Genomic DNA, 18,416 nt, shown 5'->3' on the forward strand with positions numbered 1-18,416 from the left:
TGCTACACCATAAGTTTGTGGAACAACACAATTTGTGCACTCTGCAGAGCGAGCGAAATTTGATTTCGTTTGTAACAAGCGAGCCGACTTCGATTGAAGTCCAAAGCGTTTAACATAAAATGTTGGAAAGGCTATTTTTGAAAGCTTAGGTTAGGCTGGCATGTTCGTACGTTCCGATGCTCTTTCCCGTGTAAAGCCATCTGCCACCATCGCCGTCTCGCAGAAGTTTCGCGAGCTTAAAGCTGAGGGCAGGGACGTTTTACGGCTCAATATTGGCGAGCCGGATTTCGATACGCCCGACAATATCAAGGAAGCGGCCATCGACGCCATCAAGCGCGGCGAAACGAAATATACGCCGGTTTCGGGTATTCCGGAACTGCGCAAGGCGATTGCCGACAAGTTCAAGCGTGAAAACGGGCTGGACTACAAGCCGGAGCAGACGATTGTCGGCACGGGCGGCAAGCAGATCCTCTTCAACGCCTTCATGGCCACCCTGAACCCGGGCGATGAAGTTATCATTCCGGCGCCCTACTGGGTCAGCTATCCGGAAATGGTGGCGATCTGCGGCGGCACGCCGGTTTTCGTCGACGCCACGCTGGAAGACAATTTCAAGCTGAAGCCGGAAGCGCTGGAAAAGGCGATCACGCCGAAGACCAAGTGGTTCGTGTTCAACTCGCCGTCCAACCCGTCGGGCGCCGCCTATTCGCATGACGAGCTGAAGGCGCTGACCGATGTGCTGGTCAAGCATCCGCATGTCTGGGTGCTGACGGACGACATGTATGAGCACCTGACCTATGGCGATTTCAAATTCGTCACGCCGGTTGAAGTCGAGCCTTCGCTCTATGACCGCACGCTGACGATGAACGGCGTCTCCAAGGCCTATGCCATGACCGGCTGGCGTATCGGTTACGCTGCCGGCCCGCTGCCGCTGATCAAGGCCATGGACATGATCCAGGGCCAGCAAACCTCGGGCGCAAGCTCGATTGCGCAATGGGCCGCTGTCGAAGCTTTGAACGGCACGCAGGATTTCATTCCGGCGAACAAGAAAATCTTCGAAGGCCGCCGTGACCTCGTCGTCTCCATGCTCAACCAGGCCAAGGGCATCAGCTGCCCGGCTCCGGAAGGCGCATTCTACGTTTATCCGTCCTGCGCCGGCCTGATCGGCAAGACCGCGCCGTCGGGCAAGGTCATCGAGACGGATACGGATTTCGTTTCCGAACTTCTGGAAGCCGAAGGCGTCGCCGTCGTGCAGGGATCGGCTTTCGGCCTCGGCCCGAACTTCCGCATCTCCTATGCGACCTCGGAACACCTTCTCGAAGAGGCCTGCAAGCGCATCCAGCGCTTCTGCGCCGATTGCTCGTAACACGGTACCCTCCGAAGGAATATTTTATGAATGCTAGAGGCCCTGAAAAAGTATCGCAAACGTCCGGACCGATAATATCTGCGTCCCTCGACCCAGACAACGTTAGTGTCTCAGACCTGGATCGTTCCGGCCACGCCATTTTTGCGGAATGGCGGCCAAAGCGACCATTCCTCCGAAGACAGGACGGCGTATACGTCTTATTGAGGGCCGACGACGTATTAGGCTTAAGTAGCGACCCGCGAACCCGTCAGATAGAGACGGAATTGATGCTCAATCGGGGGATCAATGAAGGAGCGGTCTTCGACTTTGTTCGCTACAGCATGCTTTTTTCAAACAATGAGGTCCACAGCAGACGTCGCTCTCCTTTTACCCGGACTTTCGCGTTCCGGATGATCGAGAACCTGCGTCCGCAAGTAAGTCAATTGACGGAGACCCTATTTCAAGATTTGAAGGAGCTTGATTCCTTCAATTTCGTTGAGGAATTTGCTTCAAAACTCCCAGCCGTTGCGATAGCGGGGCTTTTGGGCCTCCCGCCCAGCGACATTCCATATTTTACTCAGCTTGTGTATCGTGTTGCTCGGTGCCTGAGCCCTTCATGGCGAGACGCGGACTTGCCCGACATCGAAGCATCAGCAGCCGAGTTTAAGAATTACGTGCAAGCGGTAATCGATGACCGTCGAAGTAATCCGCGTGATGACTTTCTTTCATCCTTCATACGTGCAACCCGAGAAGCAGAAGATCTTTCACCTGACGAAGGGCTCGCTCAGTTGATGCTCATCGTCTTGGCCGGAACTGACACCACCAAAACCGGCCTTACCGCATTAACTGGTCAGCTTTTGCGGCATCGACACGTATGGGAAGCCCTGTTGAAAGATGAGTCTCTCGTCCCCGCTGCCGTCGAGGAGGGACTGCGCTTCGAGCCTCCAGTCGGGTCGTACCCGCGGTTAGCGCTTGCAGACATTGATCTTGAGGGGTTCATACTGCCAAAGGGTAGTCTTCTCGCGCTTTGCACAATGTCCGCATTACGAGACGAGAAACATTTTGCACACCCTGAACTCTTTGATATTCATCGCAAGCAGATGCACTGGCATATGGTATTCGGCGCCGGTGCACATCGGTGCCTTGGCGAAGCACTGGCTCGGTTGGAATTGCAAGAAGGACTTGCGACAGTGCTTAGATATGCTCCCACTCTCTCGATTGAAGGCGAATGGCCGACTGTACAGGGTCACGGAGGTGTGCGACGAATTGCAGAGATGAGAGTTGGCTTCAGGCGGCAAATTTAAATGCGGCGTGCTTTCTCTTGGTGGCTGACTAGCTTGGTTTGTTCGGTCGAAATCTGACTAGCAACAAGTCGCACCGGGATGCAGGTGATAAGAAACTGGGTGAGACACGGGCGCCTTGGTTGCAACCGCTCTGTTCAATTGGATTGGGTATTAGAAGGAGGGTGACCGCATGTTGTGGGATCATTCGTCGCCTTCCAGAAAGATTCTACTCGATATCAAATCGTGGTATACGTTGATATTGCTAGTCGCCGCTTTATCTTTCGGGATTCTGGCCAGAGGGCCGTGGCAAGACAACGAAAGCAACAAGGCGATCCTGACAGAGTTGCAATCGATCGACGTCGATTGTGCGATGTTGCAGCGGAACGTATTGCGTGCTCACGCCGGCCTTCTTCGGAACTACCAACCTCTTATCGTTCCTCTGGCACGAGTGCGGACAAGCGTCGCAGATTTGCAGCAGCATTTCAAGCGAGCGGGCCTTGACCGCGCCGGTGGATTTTCACAACTGCTGGCGCAGGTGAAGAAGTCAGTAAATGCGACCGACGCAGCTGTCGCGGCGTTCGGTGCGCAAAATGTGATGCTCGAAGATTCATTGGCTACTTTTAACCAGTCGATAGATTCGCTCTTAGAATCCTGGGATCGAAAGGATTTGAACCCACCGAAAGCCTCTGAGTTGGGGTACTTGATACTGCGGTTTTCGTCTCGGCCAAATTTCGAGCTTGCACGACAGATCAACCAACGTCTCGACCAGCTTCAGGTATCGGCGAATGGGGATAAGGCCACCATCCAGGCGATTGTCCGTAGCGGGAGGGATATCGTAACCCTGGTGCCGCAATTGACGGATACTATTAGGGTGATCCAGACTTCCGAAACAGTCGATAACACGAAGAAGCTGCAGAAGGCATACTTGGAAGCTTACAGCTTGACTAATGCGGGTGAGCAGAAGGTACGAATCTTCCTCGGCGCAGTTTCGGTTTTCTTTTGCTTCTGTATAATTTTCCTGGTCCATAGGTTGCATCTACGGACCAAAGTATTGACGAGACGATTGGACTTCGAGGAAGTTATCAAGAGGATTGGGCTCTGCTTCGATGATGCTTCAGAAGCAAAACCGTCGTTGGAAACCGCAACGAACGCTGCGCTGGGACTTATTCAATCCTTCTTTGAAGCTCACCAATGCGCGCTGGCACTGGTTAACGTCAATGAGAATGACATTGTCCGCAACTTTTTTGCAAGCGCTCCTCCGCCAAGATGGAACGAAATGCGGGTCTTCGAAATTGTTTCCAAGGTCGAGGCGGACGGGCACGAGGGTATTTTGCGAGCCTATCCTGAACGAAAAATGAGTTGTTTCCATGAGGACGCCCCCTGCCTGTGGGTGCTGCTTGCGTTCAAGGTGTCCGATCGCATAGCCGCTGTTTTCGGCTTAGGATACGATCGAGAACATCTACAACCGCCAACGTCACGTGAAATTCAACTGATGGAACTCGCCGCTGGATGTGTTAGCCACTATGCGGTAATTCGGTGCAAGCAATCCCAGCGAAGTATTCTGGAACGTCGTTTGAAACATGCGGAACGGCTCGAAGCTGTTGGCACGCTTGCAGGCGGCATAGCTCATGAATTTAACAACATTCTGGGGGCAATTCTCGGTTACGCAGAAATGGCACACAACGTGCTCCGCCGCCATACGCGCGTGCGAGGTTACATCGACCACATAATTTCTGAAGGCAATCGAGCGCGATTGATTGTCAACCAAATCCTTGCACTCAGTCGAAGGAGTGAGCGAGATGCAAAGCCATTCGACCTTTCGGAGTTGGTGACGGAAATAGCGCCCTCGTTACGGGTTGCGTTGCCCCCAGACGTGGAACTCGATTTCAAACTTGAAGCCGCTCAGACGGTTGTCGACGGAAATCCACTCGAGATTGAGCAGATACTGCTGAATCTGTGTAAAAACTCCGCTGAAGCTTGCTCAGGTTCAGGGCGGGTGGAGGTCAGCGTCTGCAAGTCTTCAATCCTGAAGCCCAAGATGTTCGCAAACGGCACCATTCCTCCCGGCGACTACATCCTTCTTTCAGTCGAGGATTACGGCGCCGGTATACCCGAGGTCGCGTTGCCACGTATTTTCGAGCCCTTTTTTACCACCCGCGCCCGTAGTGGTGGTACCGGTCTGGGATTATCTATGGTTCACGGCCACGTCAGCGCGATGGCAGGTTATATCGACGTGGTATCAGCCGTCGGCAAAGGTACGCGCTTCGACGTCTACCTGCCGCGTTCCTCGAAGCAGCCAGTGAATTCAGAGAATTTTTTTGAGCCTGGAAAAATACCCCTTGGCCGCGGAGAGATTGTCGCGGTGGTTGAACCCGATTCCGTGGCGCTGGGAATGTATGAGGAAAAGATCGCGGCGCTCGGCTATGAGCCAGCCGGCTTTAACACGGTCAAAGGTTTGATGGATTGGGTAATGGAAGGTAAAGAGCCCGATCTTGTTCTGATTGATCAATTATCTTTTCTAGGTGCAGAAGGCGCAAGTTCCTTAGTCGCGACGCTAGAACAGGTGCCAATCATCATTGTCGGCGAGAACAAAAAAAATGTTCACCGTTCTGCGGACCGAGAGGAATTCACTCATTTTTTGCAAAAGCCAATTTCAGCCAAGACACTCGCCTGTGTAGTTCGAGCAAATATCAGAACCGAACGAATGAATGGCTCAACTAGCAACGGCGCGGCCGACGAGCTTTGTCGAGCAAGAGAATATTCCCAAAATACCGTCCTATGCCGCCCCCCCTCCGATGAGAAATAGATGCAATGACCTCACATCTAACTCGACGTAAATTTATTGCAGCAGCTGCATTACTTGTTACCCCCCGGCTTGCGCTAGGTTTGGAAACGCAAGCCGATATGGTCATCTATGGTATGACCAGCGGTGCAGTCACCGCGGCGATCCAAGCTCGTACCATGGGTCTTTTTCCCATGATCGTAGGTGGGTGGCGGGAAAAGCATGTCGGCGGCATGATGTCAGGTGGATTAGGCGGCACCGATCTCGATTCAGGCCGGGCATATGGAGGCCTGCCGCGTTATATCATCAGCCTGATAAACGCCCAGGGGAGGCGCCCAAATGATCAGTTCCAATTCGAGCCGCGCTTTGCTGAGACTGTTTTTAACTCCTTATTAAAGACCTACGACATTCCAGTAGTGCGTACCCGCGGAATCCACCGGGTGAGGAGGTCTGGCTCACGACTAGAGGCGTTTGAAACAGTTGATGGCCAAGTTTTCGCGGCGCGAGTTTTTATCGATGCTAGCTATGAGGGCGATCTTATTGCGGCGGCGGGTATAAGTTCCGTGGTCGGCAGGGAAGCTCGTGATGGTGATAATGTGCTGAACGGTTTCCGGGGCACTGAACAAACAGATCAAGGGGCTGATCATAATTTTTTTAGCCGGCGTCACCTTGAGAAAGTTCTCGGGCCGATTTGCGTTGATCCTTATGTCAAAGCCGGCATACCTGGAAGCGGTCTTTTGCCCGGTATTCGTACCTATCCTCAACCTGAAGTAGGGGCGGCCGATCGAGCGGTGCAAGCCTATAACTTTCGTATGACTATGACGAGGGACCAATCTCGCCGCGTGGATTTTCCTACAACGGCGCCCAAAAGCTTCACTCCTGCTCGCTACGAACTCCTTTATCGCTGGATCGAAGTGCTGAAAAGCCGTGGTCTGCTAGAGAATCCCGCGGAGGCGGTCAAACTCTTTCTGCTCCATAACGATTTAGGTGATGGAATTTTTGACATAAACAATTTCGGGCCCGTCTCGACGGATTTAATCGGAGCGTCTTGGAGCTATTCACAGGCGAATTATTCGGAACGTGAGCTGTTGTGGAAAGCACATGAGACATGGATCCGCGGACTTTTTTACGCTCTACAGCATCATCCGGACCCCCGTATGCCTGCTGATCTACGGGATGCTTTCAGGCAATACGGTTTGGATGAAGCTCATTATCAAGATCCGCATGAGAATGACGAGCGACACTGGCCCTACCAGCTTTATGTGAGGGAGGCCCGTCGCATGGTATCGGATTACCAAATGAGCGGGCGCGAAGTCGCCGCCAATGGCGACATGGATCCTGTGGATTCCCGTACTATCGGATGCGGTTCATATAACCGAGACAGTCACCATACCCAGCGCATTCTGCGCACCAGTTCAAATCTAATAGGAATGTCCACGGTTTCTGTATGGAATGAGGGAAATTTCGAAGCCGCGGCGGGGGGAACGGAAAAAATGTTCCCGATACCATATGGTGCAATCCTACCGCGCCGTGCTGAGTGCACAAATTTGCTGTCGATATTTGCTATCAGTGCAACACACGAAGCTTTCGGCGCAACGCGGATGGAGATGTCACTGATGCAGCTTGGTCAGTCGGCCGCGGCGGCGGCGGCCTTGGCGGCCAAAAGCCAATCAGATATGCAGGATATACCCTACGACGAAGTTGTTTCAGCGTTGTTCATACCGGAACGCATTTCCCCTCCAGTGCTCCCTCGAAAAGTTCACCCTCAGAATCTGTAGCAGGCAAGTGGTGGTGACCATGACTGCGTCACTGTCGACAAGGTTCGAGGCTGTTCAGCATTGCAGTTATCCCAAGAAATTTCGCAGCGGTTTCACGGGACCGCGCTTTGCGCAGCGAAGATATGGTGATTCTGCCCGTGACGGTTTGAGGGTAAATTTGCAGCATTAGGCAGCAGAGACGTAAGCGACGTTTGGCGCCAACGCTTCTTGGTTTAGGCGTCCACTATCTGGTGGCATACGCCTTCACTGTCTCCGGCAGGGCAGTTCGCATCAGATGCATCGCCATCTACTTTTTTGGCGATCTGAGCTCCGCGTCGTTCGCCCAAGAGTTTCGGCGTCTGAAAAGTTATTCATTGTGGCTAACGGTGTTTTTCCACAGCCTAGGAAATGGCTGCAAAATGCTGAAAGCCTGTACCCCAATCTGCCGAAGTAGATGGGATGGTTGCCGCCCTCCCCAAACGGCATCGCAATGTGCCAAAAAAGGTGGTGTTGAGGCCACGAAACGGAGAGAGCGGCAAATGAACGATAAAATGATCGGGGTCTGGCAAAGAATATCATCGTGCTTCATGAGCATCGGGAGAAATTGTCGCGCGGTCAGTTTTCCATCCATGAAGCGTCAGCCAGCAGCCGTTGTTGTTCTAAATGCTTGTGGCAGTGCCCACTACTGAGGTGCGGCAATTCTCTTCTGGGGCGGCAACCACAGTAGAAGCGCATATTTGCTTCATTGCTTCAAATGAAATCATGCGTGAAGGTAATAAAATCAGAAAGTAACAGACCCCTTCCAAAATCACCCCGTTAGCGACCGAGTCATCTCGTGGCTGAACCGGGCCAATTGTTATACCGAGGGGAATAAGTAATGCTGAAGACGGCAGGATCGTTCGTAATTATTTTTCTGATGGTTCAGCCAAGCAAAGCTGCGTCACTCTCGTTCGATGAATTTAGCCAACTCGCTCGCGAATGCGCTCCTTCAGTCGCTCCATCCACGCTTGGTGCGATTGCGAAAGTCGAAAGTCGGTTTGATCCGCTTGTGCTGCATGACAATACCACAGGCGAAACTCTGCATTGGAAGAATCCGGCGGATGCCACGCACAATCTACAACATCGCCTCGCAGCAGGGCATTCAGTCGATGTCGGCATAATGCAAGTGAACTCGAAGAATTTCGCGCACTTGGGCTTGGATCCCGGCAATGCAATCGAGCCTTGCGCGTCCCTCTCAGCGGCCGCGCATTTGCTTGTAGGACGCTATCATGGCGGCAACACGAAAGAAACAGAACAACTTGCCCTAAGGCAGGCGATCTCGGCTTACAATACCGGAAACCCGGCGCGCGGCTTCGCTAATGGTTATGTGCGGCAGGTCGAAGTGGCGGCTCAGCAACTTGTACCTCCGCTAACTCAGTCCGGGAAAAATCAGACCCATAGCGAGCAGAGCCAAGACGAACCGTGGGACGTCTGGGGCGCGCACGACCACTCCCACTCGGCAGGCGAAGCAGACGATTCGTCTGCTTCGCCTGAGGCTCGAAAGCCAAATAAGGGCGAATCCCCCGAAAAAGATCAAGTTTTCCGAAACGAATAATGGAGATGCACCATATGGCGCGCTTTGACAAACACCGCGAGCAATCGAACTTCCGTGGCCTGATGGAGAAGGCTTCGCGCGTCGCGGTTGCGCTCGCACCGAGCGTAAGTGGCGCGATCGGAGCGAGCTTGGTTCTCTACCGGCCAGCTGCAGCGCAGGCCGCCGGAGGCACTGACCCTGCCACCATGGTCAATAATATTTGCACGTTCATTCTTGGTCCGTTTGGTCAATCGCTCGCTGTTCTTGGCATCGTGGCCATCGGCGTGTCGTGGATGTTCGGCCGGGCTTCACTCGGTCTTGTAGCAGGTGTCGTTGGCGGAATCGTTATTATGTTTGGAGCCAGCTTTCTCGGCCAAACGCTTACCGGGGGTGGGGGATGACCGAGGATCTTGAAGAGGCCACACTCTATTTGGCGGCAACGAGGCCTGCATTGTTCTTTGGGGTACCGCTGACGCTGGCCGGACTTTTCATGATGTTGGCTGGGTTCCTCATCGTGATTGTGCAGAACCCCCTTTATGAAATTGTTCTCCTGCCGCTGTGGCTTGGAGCGCGGCTCGTCGTGGAGCGCGATTATAACGCGGCAAGCGTGGTCTTGCTGTTTCTCCGGACAGCGGGGCGGAGCGTTGATGGCCATACATGGGGCGGGGCAAGTGTCAGTCCCAACCCGACCAGAGTTGCGCCGCGAGGAAGAGGAATGACGTAATGTTCGGAGCAAGCGGACGGATCGAGAGATCCGGGGAAATCTATCTGCCTTACGTTGGGCACCTTAGGGACCATGTCGTTCTTCTGGAGGACGGTTCCATTTTGACCATGGCGCATATCAGTGGCCTTCCCTTCGAACTGGAGGAAGTAGAGGTCCGAAATGCGCGCTGCCGCGCCTTTAACACGCTCTTTCGCAATATCGCCGATGACAACGTCTCAGTGTATGCCCATCTTGTCCGCCACAACGATGTGCCAGCGCCGCCGGCACGCCATTTTCGCAGCGACTTTGCGTCAAACCTGAGCGAAACGTTCGAGCAGCGTGTTCTCTCTGGTAAGCTGTTTCAAAACGACCACTTCCTCACACTCATTGTCTCTCCTCGCACCGCGCTCGGCAAAGTGAGAAGCAGATTTAGCAGGCGCTACAGCAAGAACCGAAGCGATCTTACACATCAGATCCGGCATCTGGAGGATATTTGGAATGTTGTCGCTGACGCTCTTGAGGAATATGGGCTTCGTCGCCTTGGCATCCGAGAAAAAAATGAGGTGCTTTTCACAGAAATTGGTGAGGCCCTCCGGCTAATAATGACTTGCCGATTTTTACCAGTTCCGGTTGTTAGCGGCTCCCTCGGCGCCTCCGTGTATACGGACCGGGTCATCTGCGGCAAGCGCGCCTTGGAGATAAGAGCGCCAAAAGATTGTTACGTTGGATCTATCTTTTCATTCCGGGAATACCCGGCAAAGACGCGGCCTGGAATGCTTAACACACTCCTGTCATCAAGTTTTCCGCTTGTTTTGAGCCAGAGTTTCTCTTTCCTGACCCGTCCTCAGGCTCACGCCAAACTCAGCCTCAAATCTAACCAGATGACCAGCTCTGGTGACAAGGCAGTCACCCAGATCGGTGAGCTCGCTCAAGCGGAAGATTCATTGGCCAGTAGCGAATTCGTTATGGGTTCCCATCATCTCAGCCTTTGCGTCTATGCCGACGATCTCGATACCCTTGCCGACTACGGCGCGAGAGCCCGAACGAATCTGGCGGATGCGGGGGCTGTTATCGTCCAGGAAAGCATCGGAATGGAGGCTGCATACTGGTCTCAGCTACCAGGAAACCATAGATGGCGTACCCGTGCCGGAGCTATCACTTCACGCAACTTTGCCGGACTGGTTTGTTTCGAAAACTTCCCTGTCGGAATGAAATCGGGCCATTGGGGAAGGGCGGTTGCTCGTTTCCGCACCAACGGCGGTACTCCTTTCGACTATATCCCGCATGAAAACGACGTTGGAATGACCGCAATATTCGGGCCGATCGGTAGAGGAAAGACGACGCTTATGACTTTCATTTTGGCCATGCTCGAACAGAGCATCGCCAGTCGCAGCGGGATGATCGTCTTTTTCGACAAGGATCGCGGCGGTGAATTGCTTGTGCGCGCCACCGGAGGGACTTACCTCACGCTGCGAAGAGGCGCGCCAAGCGGCCTTGCACCTTTACGAGGCCTGGAGAACACGGCAGGGGCACGGGACTTTCTCCGCGAGTGGATCGTGGCGCTGATTGAAAGCGACGGTAGGGGCGGAATCTCGCCGGAGGAAAATCGCCGGTTGGAGCGTGGTATCCAACGGCAATTGTCGTTTGAACCTAACATGAGGTCCCTTGCGGGCTTAAGAGAATTCTTATTGCACGGGCCCTCTGAAGGTGCTGGAGCCAGGCTGCAGCGGTGGTGCCGGGGGAATGCTCTTGGCTGGGCGTTTGACGGCGAATCTGATGAGGTTAAGTTAGATCCCTCGATTACGGGCTTCGATATGACACATCTCCTCGAATATGAGGAGGTGTGTGCACCGGCCGCAGCATATCTTCTGCACAGAATAGGAGAAATGGTAGACGGTCGACGCTTCGTCATGAGTTGCGATGAGTTTCGTGCCTACCTGCTCAATCCGAAATTCGCGGCAGTCGTCGACAAGTTTTTGCTGACTGTCCGGAAGAACAATGGAATGTTAATTCTGGCCACACAGCAACCGGAGCACGTACTTGATTCCCCGGTAGGCGCTAGCCTCGTTGCACAATGTATGACCAAAATTTTCTACCCGTCGCCTACCGCAGATCGGTCCGCTTATATGGACGGTTTGAAGTGCACAGAACGCGAGTTTCAAGCTATTCGCGAGGATATGGCGATCGGTAGCCGCAAGTTTCTTCTTAAGCGCGAGAGCGGAAGTGTCATCTGCGAATTCGATCTTCGCGACATGCAAGAATACGTAGCCGTACTATCCGGGCGCGCCAACACAGTGCGTTTTGCCCAGCAGTTGCGCGAGATCTATGGAGAAGATCCCGCCGCCTGGCTGGATAAATTCATGACACGCTATCACGAAGCACAAGATTGATCTGGAGGTCGAAGTCATGAAAATCCCGAGGCTTGCGATAAACGCACTTTTCATCTGTCTGCTTCTGTCGGGGACTGCTAGGGCACAGTTTGTTGTCACCGACCCTGCGACGGAGGCCGAAACGCTGACGACGGCGATCAATACTGCGGCGAACCTCGAACAGTTGATCACGATGGTGACAATGTTGACATCGCCTTTTGGCGTTACCGGCATGTTATCCGCGCTGGACCAGAAGAACCAATATCCTTCCAGCGGCCAACTCAACAGGGAAATGTTTTCGCCCCAGACGCCTGCTTCGACCACGGCGCGTGCGATTACCTTGGATGCCGACCGAACAGTCATGGGCGACGACGCTGAAGGAAATCTCCTGCGCCAGCAGATTGCAGGAGCCGCAAATACTGCGGGTGTCGCAGCGGATAATTTGGATGCAATGGACAAGCGGCTTGCGGCAAATTCAGAGACAGTCGCCCAGCTCTCCCGCTCGCGCAATATTATGCAGGCCACCGTCACGAACGGACTGCTTCTCAAACAGATACATGACGCAATTATTCAAGACATTCAGGCGACCAGCCTGTTGACGATGGCCACCGCACAGGCGGGACTGCATGGGGCGGAGGAGGCGGCGGCTCAAAGAAAGGAACACCAGGCAACCGCGCTGATGTTTGGGGCTGCTTCCTTGCATTGATTTCCGATCTTCTGTCGAAGTCTGAGGCCCATCGTTTCCGAAATACACCAAGGCAAATCCAGGTAAGGGCAATGAAATTTAGCATTCCTGCGCCTTTTACGGCGATACATACGATCTTCGACCTTGCTTTTACTGCCGGGCTGGACATGTTGCTCGGAAACATTCAACGGGCAGTCAGCGCACCTCTCGTGGCCTGCGTGACGCTCTGGATCATTGTCCAGGGTATCCTCGTAATGCGTGGAGAGATGGACGCACGCGGCGGAATCACCCGGGTAATCATGGTGTCGGTCGTTGTTGCTCTTGTCGTTGAGCAAGCGGAATATCACGATTATGTTGCCGCGGTATTTGAGGAGACGATACCGAACTTCATTCAACAGTTGGGTATCAGTGGCCTTCCCTTGCAGTCGATTCCTGCTCAGCTCGACACGATGTTTTCACTCACTCAAGTAGCCTTTCAGAAGATTGCTTCTGAGATTGGACCGATGAACGATCAAGACATCCTTGCTTTTCAGGGAGCACAATGGATTTTCTATGGAACGCTTTGGACTGCGTTTGGAATCTACGACGCCGTTGGAATTCTGACCAAGGTGCTGCTGGCGATCGGTCCATTAATCCTTGTTGGTTATCTCTTCGATCGCACCAGAGACATGGCTGCGAAATGGATCGGCCAACTTCTCACTTATGGGATACTTCTGCTTCTATTAAACATAGTGGCAACGATCGTGGTCCTGACGGAAGCGACGGCGCTCGCGCTCATGCTCGGTGTTGTCACGTCTGCTGGCACAACAGCAGCCAAGATAATCGGACTCTATGAACTCGATATGTTCTTCCTGACCGGTGACGCCTTGATCGTCGCCCTTCCAGCTATCGCTGGGAATATCGGGGGTAGCTACTGGAGCGGTGCGGTGCAGACGGCCGGTAGCCTAAATCGCCATTTTGCCCAGACAACCCGCCGTTAGTTTCAGCTCCAAAAATGGAGGATTTCCTTGAAGTATTTTCTGTTGTTTGTGATTTTCGGCTTGGCTTCTTGTCAAACAAACGATCGGCTGGCGACTTGTAAGGGGCCGATTTTTCCGCTGAACGTCGGGCGATGGCAGCCCGCTCAGTCGGACCTTCAGCTTTCCAACGCAGGAGACGCTCATGAAAGGCTCTGAATACGCCCTATTAGTTGAGCGGGAAACGTTAGCTGACCACTATAAGCAAGTGGAGGCATTTCAGTCTGCACGTGCTAGGTCGGCTCGGCGAATTTCGCGAGCCTTGGCCGCGTTGGCAGTTATTGCAGTTGCAGGAAACGTGGCGCAGGCTTTCGCTATCGCCGTTATGGTGCCTTTGAATAAACTTGTGCCAGTATATTTGTGGGTACGACCCGATGGTACAGTTGACAGTGAAGTGTCCGTTTCGCGATTGCCGGCAACGCAGGAGCAGGCGGTGGTGAATGCGTCCCTGTGGGAATATGTCCGTCTACGCGAAAGCTACACGGCGGATACAGCCCAATATGCCTATGATCTCGTCTCAAGCTTTAGTGCTCCAACGGTGCGTCAAGATTATCAGCAATTCTTCAATTACCCCAACCCGAGCTCCCCTCAAACCATCATAGGCAAGCGCGGAAAGCTGGAGGCTGAACATATCGGATCAAATGAAGTTATGCCTGGCGTCCAGCAAATCCGCTACAAGCGCACTCTTATCATGGAAGGGCAGGCTCCGGTAGCTACGACCTGGACCGCCACGGTACACTACGAGAAGATCACTAACCTGCCTGCCCGATCGAGGCTTACAAATCCAGGCGGCTTAATGGTTACCTCCTATCAAACCTCGGAAGATACCGTTTCGAACACGACCCGGAGCCAGCAATGACAAAGAATCTTTTTCTGGGTCTGGTCTGTCTCCTCTTTGTCACCAGCGGCGCGCAGGCGGAAGACACGCCGGCGGCAGGCAAACTGGATCCACGAATGCGCTATCTCGCTTACAATCCCGATCAGGTTGTGCATCTTTCAACCGCTGTTGGAGCCACCTTGGTCGTAACATTCGGCAACAATGAAACAGTGACCGCCGTTGCCGTTTCCAACAGCAAAGATCTCGCGGCCCTCCCACGAGGCAATTATCTGTTTTTCAAGGCTAGCAAAGTCCTGCAGCCACAGCCTGTGATCGTTCTGACCGCAAGCGACGCAGGGATGCGGCGCTATGTTTTCAGCCTCGCGACCAGAACAATGTCTCGTCTCGATAAAGAGCAGCCTGATCTCTACTACAGCGTACAGTTTACTTATCCTGCCGACATCGCCGCTGCTCGCCGAAAAGAAGTGGAGCAAAGAGATCTTGCGGATCGGATGCGAGCGCAAGCACATTATCAGCGTCGAGCCGAGGACTTGTTGGATCATCCCGCAGCAAGTGGCGGCACAGGCTTGAAAAATTGGAGTTATGTCGCGCAGGGAGATCGTTCTCTGTTACCGCTCGAGGTTTTCGACGACGGGTTTTCCACGACATTTCGCTTTCCCGGAAACGTGCGTGTACCTTCAATCTACGTGATCAACCCAGATGGGAAGGAAGCTACTGCCAACTATTCAGTCAAGGGAGATTATGTTGAAGTCGCTTCCGTTTCCAGGCAATGGCGTTTGCGCGACGGTCAGACAGTACTATGCATCTGGAACAAGGTATATGACGCTGTCGGACGTAGGCCGGGCACTGGCACGGTCAGACCGGATGTGGAGCGCGTGTTGAAGGAGGCGAGGTGATGGAGGAGGTCAATGCCAAATCCAGAGAGGGTATAGACGCGCCCGGATCCCTCGTCAGCGATCCTCACGGCCGGCGCCTTTCTGGGTCGCAAAAGCTCCTTGTTGCGGGTTTAGTCCTGGTACTGTCGCTGAGCCTCATTTGGCTTGGTGCGCGCTCAAAGAAAAAGGCCGAGCCGCCTCAACCAAACACAATGGTCGATGCCAACACGAAGCCCTTTCGGCCGGCCCCGATCGATATTCCCGCCAAACCCACAACGATCTCGCCGACTGCAGAAGCAACGGTTTTGCCGCCTGATCAACATCTGCGGGAACGGAACGAATTGAGGCCCGAGGAAACACCGATCTTTGCCTACAACGGAGGTGCTCAGAATGGTGTCAAATCTGTCCCGCACGATGATACTCGGAAGGGCGGCGAAGGCAATATAAACGCGAACTCCCTAGCAGCGTCTGGGGATTCCGCTGAAAACGATCTTTCGGTCCGCATGAGACCGACAGTGTTACAGCCTAGTGTTGCTACACTTTTGCCGCACCCAGATTTCACTGTGACCCAAGGAACGATCATTCCCTGTATCCTGCAAACCGCCATCGACACAAACCTGGCGGGGTATGTAAAATGTGTACTGCCTCAAGACATACGCGGAGCAACTGGAAATGTTGTGCTTCTGGATCGCGGAACGACAGTCGTCGGCGAGATCCAGCGTGGCTTGCAGCAGGGAGACGCCCGCGTTTTCGTTCTCTGGAGCCGCGCCGAAACGCCGTCGCACGCCGTCGTCTCTCTTTCTTCCCCGGGCGCCGACGAACTTGGCCGTTCCGGACTGCCCGGTACGGTCGACGATCATTTCTGGAAACGCTTTAGCGGGGCCATGCTCCTGAGTGTCGTCCAGGGCGCGGTTCAGGCGGCAAGTAGCTACGCCGAGAATTCGGCCGGCGGGACCAGCTTCAACAGTTTCCAAAACAATGGTGAACAAGCGGCCGATACCGCCTTGAGGGCGACTATAAACATTCCCCCCACCTTGAAGAAAAATCAGGGCGATACGGTCTCCATTTTCGTCGCGCGGGACTTGGATTTCTCAAGCATCTACCAGCTTCGTATGACCGGTGGATCGGCGAAACGTCGGTCTCCGCACTAATGCTCAGACAGCCAAGGCTTGGAGATGATCCAATGGAAGTAAATCCGCAATTGCGCTTCCTTTTGAACCCGGTCTTGAAATGGCTCGATGACCCGAGGACTGAAGAAGTTGCTATAAATGGACCGGGAGAAGCTTTCGTACGACAAAGCGGCGTCTTCACGAAGTTCTCCCTACCATTCTCATATGATGACCTCGAAGACATCGCTATTCTCGCAGGGGCACTGCGAAAACAAGATGTCGGTCCCCGCAACCCTCTTTGCGCCACGGAACTCCCGGGTGGTGAAAGGATGCAAATCTGTTTGCCGCCAACGGTACCCTCTGGCACCGTGAGCTTGACAATTCGACGGCCAAGCAATCGGGTGTCGGAACTGGGAGAAGTCTCGGCTCGGTACGATGCTCGTCGGTGGAATCAGTGGCAAATCCGGAAGCAGCGACGAGATCAACGCGATGAAGCGATTCTGCGCGAATACGACAACGGCGATCTGGAATCATTTTTACGTGCATGTGTTATCGGAAAGCGGACGATGTTGCTTTGCGGTCCAACCGGGAGCGGCAAAACCACGATGAGCAAGACCTTGATCAGCGCTATTCCGCGGGAGGAAAGGCTGATAACCATTGAAGATACGCTTGAACTCGTCATTCCACATGAGAATCATGTCAGACTACTCTACTCCAAGAGTGGGGTCGGTCTAGGTGCCGTGACTGCGGAACAATTGCTCCAGGCAAGCCTTCGGATGCGGCCTGACAGAATATTACTCGGTGAGATGCGCGACGATGCCGCGTGGGCCTACCTGAGTGAAGTCGTCTCAGGCCATCCTGGATCGATTTCAACAATTCATGGGGCGAATCCTGTCCAAGGCTTCAAAAAGCTGTTTTCACTTGTGAAGAGCAGTGCCCAGGGGGCGAGCTTGGAAGACCGCACACTGATTGACATGTTGGCAACGGCAATAGACGTCATTGTTCCCTTCCGTGCACACGGCGATATTTACGAAGTGGGTGAGGTATGGGTCGCCGCCGACGCCCGCCGACGCGGCGAGACGATAGGGGATCTTTTAAACCAGCACTAGAAATCAACGACAGTTTGCTCGTAGCGGCTTATGCAGCTTGTAGCAAGCGGCAGCCACTCCTGTCATCAAAGTGAAATCTTCCGTTAGGATTTTTGTCGTGTACGGCTTGGCCGAAATTTTGCCGAACTACCCGCATAGTGAGAGAAGGCGCCGAGTAGAGAGGCCGATACATACATCCTCTGCTTGCACGAATCTATGGGTTCTGCAGGATTCTGAAAGGAGGCGAACTTGTGAAACATATTCTTGTAATCGATGACGATGCCGCGATGCGCCATCTTATCAAAGAATATTTAACCGTTCACGCATTACGGGTCACTGCGGTATCAGATAGCCAGCAATTCACCCGCGTACTTGCATCCGAGACAGTCGATGTCGTTGTCGTGGATCTCAATTTAGGGCGTGAAGACGGACTCGAGATCGTTCGCAGTCTGGCTACAAAATCTGATGTTCCAATTATAATCATCAGCGGTGATCGCCTTGACGAGGCGGATAAAGTTGTCGCGCTCGAGCTAGGAGCATCAGACTTTATAGCAAAACCTTTCGGAACGCGCGAGTTCCTAGCACGCATACGTGTGGCATTGCGCGAGCGACCGAATGTCATGCGAACCAAAGACCGGCGCACGTTTTGTTTCGCTGGCTGGACACTGAGTCTCAGACAACGCCGTCTAACATCTACACAAGGTGGCGATGTGAAACTTACCGCCGGGGAGTTCAATCTTCTCGTTGCTTTCCTCGAAAAGCCTCGCGACGTGCTATCCCGAGAGCAGCTCCTGATTGCGAGCCGAGTTCGCGAGGAGGAAGTATATGACAGAAGCATCGACGTTCTCATTTTGAGGCTTCGCCGAAAGCTTGAGGAGGATGCTGCGAACCCTCACTTGATCAAAACGGCCAGGGGCGCCGGCTATTTCTTCGATGCTGATGTCAATATTTCCTTTGGAGGCATGATGGCGGCCTGATGCAGTGATTCATGATTTT

The 18,416-nt window shown here is 53.6% G+C and carries 16 protein-coding genes; all 16 read left to right on the forward strand.

Going from position 1 to position 18,416, the window contains the following annotated elements; all coding sequences use genetic code 11:
* The first annotated feature begins 160 nt into the window (after positions 1–160).
* On the forward strand, positions 161–1,363 hold the full coding sequence (locus tag I8E17_RS31070; protein ID WP_209160094.1) for a pyridoxal phosphate-dependent aminotransferase: 1,203 nt from the start codon (positions 161–163) through the stop codon (positions 1,361–1,363).
* A 266-nt stretch (positions 1,364–1,629) separates the two neighbouring features.
* A complete protein-coding gene (locus I8E17_RS31075; protein WP_229002319.1) occupies positions 1,630–2,646 on the forward strand; it encodes a cytochrome P450 in 1,017 nt (338 codons plus the stop codon).
* A gap of 169 nt (positions 2,647–2,815) precedes the next feature.
* Entirely contained in the window at positions 2,816–5,431 is a 2,616-nt protein-coding gene (locus I8E17_RS31080) for a two-component system VirA-like sensor kinase (RefSeq protein WP_209160095.1), read from the forward strand.
* Positions 5,432–5,436: 5 nt separating this feature from the next.
* Positions 5,437–7,185, forward strand: coding sequence for an FAD-dependent oxidoreductase (locus I8E17_RS31085; protein ID WP_209160096.1), 1,749 nt, complete (start codon positions 5,437–5,439; stop codon positions 7,183–7,185).
* A gap of 856 nt (positions 7,186–8,041) precedes the next feature.
* Entirely contained in the window at positions 8,042–8,758 is a 717-nt protein-coding gene (locus tag I8E17_RS31090; protein ID WP_209160097.1) for a type IV secretion system lytic transglycosylase VirB1, read from the forward strand.
* 14 nt (positions 8,759–8,772) lie between these two features.
* Positions 8,773–9,138: a pilin major subunit VirB2 gene (virB2, locus tag I8E17_RS31095; RefSeq protein WP_209160098.1), complete on the forward strand. Its 366-nt coding sequence runs from the start codon at positions 8,773–8,775 to the stop codon at positions 9,136–9,138.
* Positions 9,135–9,461: a type IV secretion system protein VirB3 gene (locus I8E17_RS31100; RefSeq protein ID WP_209160099.1), complete on the forward strand. Its 327-nt coding sequence runs from the start codon at positions 9,135–9,137 to the stop codon at positions 9,459–9,461. Before virB2 ends, I8E17_RS31100 begins: the two co-directional genes overlap by 4 nt.
* A complete protein-coding gene (locus tag I8E17_RS31105; protein ID WP_209160100.1) occupies positions 9,461–11,830 on the forward strand; it encodes a VirB4 family type IV secretion/conjugal transfer ATPase in 2,370 nt (789 codons plus the stop codon). The genes I8E17_RS31100 and I8E17_RS31105 overlap by 1 nt, the downstream gene beginning before the upstream one ends.
* A gap of 16 nt (positions 11,831–11,846) precedes the next feature.
* Positions 11,847–12,515 (forward strand): pilin minor subunit VirB5, encoded by a 669-nt coding sequence (gene virB5, locus I8E17_RS31110; RefSeq protein ID WP_209160101.1) that lies wholly within the window; start codon positions 11,847–11,849, stop codon positions 12,513–12,515.
* A 71-nt stretch (positions 12,516–12,586) separates the two neighbouring features.
* On the forward strand, positions 12,587–13,474 hold the full coding sequence (locus tag I8E17_RS31115) for a type IV secretion system protein (RefSeq protein ID WP_209160102.1): 888 nt from the start codon (positions 12,587–12,589) through the stop codon (positions 13,472–13,474).
* Between the two features lie 27 nt (positions 13,475–13,501).
* A complete protein-coding gene (locus tag I8E17_RS31120; protein ID WP_209160103.1) occupies positions 13,502–13,669 on the forward strand; it encodes a type IV secretion system lipoprotein VirB7 in 168 nt (55 codons plus the stop codon).
* Entirely contained in the window at positions 13,656–14,369 is a 714-nt protein-coding gene (locus tag I8E17_RS31125; protein ID WP_209160104.1) for a type IV secretion system protein VirB8, read from the forward strand. The genes I8E17_RS31120 and I8E17_RS31125 overlap by 14 nt, the downstream gene beginning before the upstream one ends.
* The gene (virB9, locus tag I8E17_RS31130; protein ID WP_209160105.1) at positions 14,366–15,244 is read left to right on the forward strand and encodes a P-type conjugative transfer protein VirB9; all 879 of its coding nucleotides are present in this window, start codon (positions 14,366–14,368) and stop codon (positions 15,242–15,244) included. Before I8E17_RS31125 ends, virB9 begins: the two co-directional genes overlap by 4 nt.
* Positions 15,244–16,374 carry a type IV secretion system protein VirB10 gene (gene virB10, locus I8E17_RS31135; RefSeq protein ID WP_209160106.1) on the forward strand — a complete coding sequence of 377 codons (1,131 nt, stop codon included), beginning with the start codon at positions 15,244–15,246 and terminating at the stop codon, positions 16,372–16,374. Before virB9 ends, virB10 begins: the two co-directional genes overlap by 1 nt.
* A 32-nt stretch (positions 16,375–16,406) precedes the next feature.
* Complete coding sequence (gene virB11, locus I8E17_RS31140) at positions 16,407–17,441, forward strand: P-type DNA transfer ATPase VirB11 (protein WP_209160107.1); 1,035 nt, start codon at positions 16,407–16,409, stop codon at positions 17,439–17,441.
* Between the two features lie 230 nt (positions 17,442–17,671).
* The gene (locus I8E17_RS31145; RefSeq protein WP_209160108.1) at positions 17,672–18,397 is read left to right on the forward strand and encodes a response regulator; all 726 of its coding nucleotides are present in this window, start codon (positions 17,672–17,674) and stop codon (positions 18,395–18,397) included.
* Positions 18,398–18,416 lie beyond the last annotated feature (19 nt).

Origin of the sequence: Rhizobium sp. AB2/73, assembly GCF_020871915.1 — a bacterium.
Lineage (GTDB): Bacteria > Pseudomonadota > Alphaproteobacteria > Rhizobiales > Rhizobiaceae > Rhizobium > Rhizobium dioscoreae.

Excerpts from the sequence above, each read along its gene's own strand:
- virB10 (WP_209160106.1), top strand. The coding sequence starts at position 15,244 with ATGGAGGAGGTCAATGCCAAATCCAGAGAGGGTATAGACGCGCCCGGA.
- I8E17_RS31100 (WP_209160099.1), top strand. The coding sequence starts at position 9,135 with ATGACCGAGGATCTTGAAGAGGCCACACTCTATTTGGCGGCAACGAGG.
- virB5 (WP_209160101.1), top strand. The coding sequence starts at position 11,847 with ATGAAAATCCCGAGGCTTGCGATAAACGCACTTTTCATCTGTCTGCTT.
- I8E17_RS31105 (WP_209160100.1), top strand. The coding sequence starts at position 9,461 with ATGTTCGGAGCAAGCGGACGGATCGAGAGATCCGGGGAAATCTATCTG.
- I8E17_RS31080 (WP_209160095.1), top strand. The coding sequence starts at position 2,816 with ATGTTGTGGGATCATTCGTCGCCTTCCAGAAAGATTCTACTCGATATC.
- I8E17_RS31075 (WP_229002319.1), top strand. The coding sequence starts at position 1,630 with ATGCTCAATCGGGGGATCAATGAAGGAGCGGTCTTCGACTTTGTTCGC.
- virB2 (WP_209160098.1), top strand. The coding sequence starts at position 8,773 with ATGGCGCGCTTTGACAAACACCGCGAGCAATCGAACTTCCGTGGCCTG.
- I8E17_RS31090 (WP_209160097.1), top strand. The coding sequence starts at position 8,042 with ATGCTGAAGACGGCAGGATCGTTCGTAATTATTTTTCTGATGGTTCAG.
- virB11 (WP_209160107.1), top strand. The coding sequence starts at position 16,407 with ATGGAAGTAAATCCGCAATTGCGCTTCCTTTTGAACCCGGTCTTGAAA.
- I8E17_RS31125 (WP_209160104.1), top strand. The coding sequence starts at position 13,656 with ATGAAAGGCTCTGAATACGCCCTATTAGTTGAGCGGGAAACGTTAGCT.
- I8E17_RS31085 (WP_209160096.1), top strand. The coding sequence starts at position 5,437 with ATGACCTCACATCTAACTCGACGTAAATTTATTGCAGCAGCTGCATTA.
- I8E17_RS31115 (WP_209160102.1), top strand. The coding sequence starts at position 12,587 with ATGAAATTTAGCATTCCTGCGCCTTTTACGGCGATACATACGATCTTC.
- I8E17_RS31070 (WP_209160094.1), top strand. The coding sequence starts at position 161 with ATGTTCGTACGTTCCGATGCTCTTTCCCGTGTAAAGCCATCTGCCACC.
- virB9 (WP_209160105.1), top strand. The coding sequence starts at position 14,366 with ATGACAAAGAATCTTTTTCTGGGTCTGGTCTGTCTCCTCTTTGTCACC.